Source organism: Micromonospora echinofusca, assembly GCF_017614955.1.
GTDB lineage: Bacteria > Actinomycetota > Actinomycetes > Mycobacteriales > Micromonosporaceae > Micromonospora > Micromonospora echinofusca_A.
In genome coordinates this window covers 1-2872 of sequence record NZ_WVUH01000553.1, presented here as the reverse complement: position 1 = coordinate 2872, position 2872 = coordinate 1, and the positions used below count along the sequence as shown (strand labels likewise).

Below are 2872 nucleotides of genomic sequence, written 5' to 3'. Positions count from 1 at the left end.
GGCGGGTTGGGCCGGTCGGCCACCGCCCGGGCCCAGCCACGGATCAGGTTGGGGACGTTCTTGCGCGGCTCCTTGGCACCGAGGAAGGCGAGGTAGCTGCCGTCCCCGAGACCGAGTCGGGCGCGCACCCGGGCCTTCTCCTCCTCGGTGGGCGCGTGGAACGCCGCCTGGTCCACGCCGTGGTAGGCGACGTCGATCCGGGTCGGGTCGGCGTCGAGCAGCCGGATCAACTCGTCCCGGGTGGCCTTGCTCGGCACGATCACCCGGTCGGCCCGCCGCAGCGAGGTCTTGATGGCACTGCGGAAGAAGGTCCGGCGGGACTTGTCGTAGTGCTCCGGCTCGGTGAAGAAGGTCGCGTCGTGCACGGTCACCGTGACCGGGCAGCCGGCCCGCAGCGGGCAGGTGTAGAAGGGCGCGTGCAGCACGTCCACCCCGAGCTGCTGGGCGAGCAGCGGCAGGCCGGTCTGTTCCCAGGCCAGCCGGGCCGGCCGGTGCGCCACCGCCGCCGGGGCGGAGACCACCTCGGCCGCCGGCAGCATCCGCGCGTACCGCTCGACGTCGGTCCGGAGGCTGACCACGGCCAGGTCCAGCCCGGACCCGATGACCCTGCCCAGCGCACCGAGCAGGCCATCGACGTATCTACCGACGCCACCCCGATCGGCGGGGACACTCGTAGCGTCGATGAGCACGCGGGGCGGGCGACCGGCGGTCACGGGGCAACTCCTCGGTTGGCAGGAACTGTGGGGAACAACACTCCCGGCAGCCTACGCCGAGCGGGGGTGGCAGCGCTGACTGCGACCCGACCGTACGCCGCTTTTCCGCTGTCATCGAGTCGGCGCGACGGGGCGTATCGTTCCCGCGATGGCCGAGAACATTGCCCGGGTGTTCGCCGACGCGGTCGCGGCGGACCCGACCCGACCCCTGCTGACCTGGTACGACGATGCCACCGGCGAGCGGACCGAGCTGTCCGGGGCGACCTGCGCCAACTGGGTGGCCAAGACCGCGAACCTGCTCGTCGACGACGCCGCAGTCGCGCCGGGTGACCCGGTCGGCGTGTTGCTGCCGCCGCACTGGCAGTCCGCCGTGGTCCTGCTCGGCTGCTGGTCGGTCGGGGCGACCGTGGTCCAGGGCCCGGGGGCACCGGTCGAGGTGCTCTTCACCGGGCTGGACCGGGCGGACGAGGCGGCCGACTGGCCGGCCGGCGAGCGGTACCTGCTCGGTCTGGCCCCGCTCGGGCTGCCGCTGCGCGAGGTACCGGCCGGCTTCGTCGACTACATCGCCGAGGTGCGGGGGCAGGGCGACCACTTCGGGGCGTACCCGGACGGCGGGCCGCAGGACGCGGAGCTGCTGGCCCGGGCGGCCCGGCGCGGCGCGGAGCTGGGGGTCGGCGCCGGGGACCGGGTACTCGTCGACGCGGCCCGGTACCCCGACCCGGTCGACTGGCTGCTCGCCCCGTTGGTCGCCGGGGCGAGCGTGGTGCTCTGCGGTCGGCTGGACCCGGCCCGGCTGGCGGACCGGGTCGACACCGAGAAGGTCACCGTGTCACTGACCTGAGCGCCCCCGTCCCCGACCGGCGGGGCGGGGGTGGGGCGGGTCAGTGTGCGGCGCGGCCCTCGGCGAACCGGGCGAAGGCGGTCAGCGACTCCGGGTTGGCCAGCGCGCCGGTCGCCGCCGCCGACTCCACCGGGGTGCCGGTGAGGATCTTCTTCACCGGTACCTCCAGTTTCTTGGCCGACAGGGTGCGCGGTACCGCCCGGACCTGGTGGATGTCGTCCGGTACGTGCCGGGGCGACAGGGCGGTCCGCAGCTCGCGGCAGATCTTCTTCCGCAGCGTCTCGTCCAGCTCCAGCCCGTCGGCGAGTACCACGAAGAGCAGCAGTTCCCCGGCGCCCCCCTCGTTGTCCTCCAGGTGGACGACCACCGAGTCGACCACCTCGTCCAGCCCTTCGACCACGGAGTAGAACTCGGCGGTGCCGAGGCGTACCCCGCCCCGGTTGAGGGTGGCGTCGGAGCGGCCGGTGATGACGCAGCCGCCCCGGGAGTTGACGGTGATCCAGTCGCCGTGCCGCCACACGCCCGGGTAGACGTCGAAGTACGCCTCCCGGTAGCGGCGACCGTCCGGGTCGTTCCAGAAGCCGACCGGCATGCTCGGCATCGGCTCGGTGATCACCAGCTCGCCGAGCTGGTCGACGACCGGGCTGCCGTCCGCCGAGCGGGCCTCGACCTTCGCGCCCAGCGCCCGGCAGGCGATCTCCCCGGCGTACACCGGCAGCAGCGGGACGCCGCCGACGAACCCGGTGCAGACGTCGGTGCCGCCGGAGAGCGACTGGAGCTGGAGCCGGTCGCCGACCGACTCGTAGACCCAGGTGAAGCCCTCGGCCGGCAGCGGCGCCCCGGTGGAGCCCACCCCGCGCAGCGCGCCGAGGTCGGCGATCTCCTTCGGCCGCAGCTCGGCCTTGCGGCAGGCGAGCAGGAACGGCGCCGAGGTGCCGAAGTAGGTGGTGCCGGTCTCGGCGGCCAGCCGCCAGAGCGCGCCCAGGTCCGGGTGGCCCGGGTTGCCGTCGAAGAGCACGATCGCCGCGCCCACCGCCGGGCCGGAGACCAGGAAGTTCCACATCATCCAGCCGGTGGTGGTGAACCAGAAGAACCGGTCGCCGGGGCCGAGGTCGTGGTGCAGGGCGAGCATCTTCAGGTGTTCCAGCAGGATGCCCCCGTGCCCGTGCACGATCGGCTTGGGCAGCCCCGTGGTACCGGAGGAGTAGAGCACGTAGAGCGGGTGGTCGAAGGGGACCGGGTGGAAGGTGAGCGGCTCGTCGGTGTCGGCGGCCAGTTCGGCCCAGTCGAGGAGCCCGCCGTGGGCGGGGGCGTCGCC

General features: G+C 73.6%; 3 protein-coding genes. 1 reads left to right on the top strand and 2 read right to left on the bottom strand.

Going from position 1 to position 2872, the window contains the following annotated elements; translation table 11 throughout:
• Positions 1-713: glycosyltransferase family 4 protein (locus GSF22_RS32565; RefSeq protein WP_208817749.1), on the bottom strand; the 713-nt coding region annotated here is incomplete at its 3' end.
• Positions 714-861: 148 nt separating this feature from the next.
• Between GSF22_RS32565 and GSF22_RS32560 the strand changes: the two genes are divergently transcribed.
• Complete coding sequence (locus tag GSF22_RS32560; RefSeq protein ID WP_208817748.1) at positions 862-1554, top strand: TIGR03089 family protein; 693 nt, start codon at positions 862-864, stop codon at positions 1552-1554.
• 40 nt (positions 1555-1594) lie between these two features.
• Here the strand turns inward: GSF22_RS32560 and GSF22_RS32555 are convergent.
• Positions 1595-2872, bottom strand: a 1278-nt coding sequence (locus tag GSF22_RS32555) for an acetoacetate--CoA ligase (RefSeq protein ID WP_208817747.1), incomplete at its 5' end; no start/stop codon positions are given.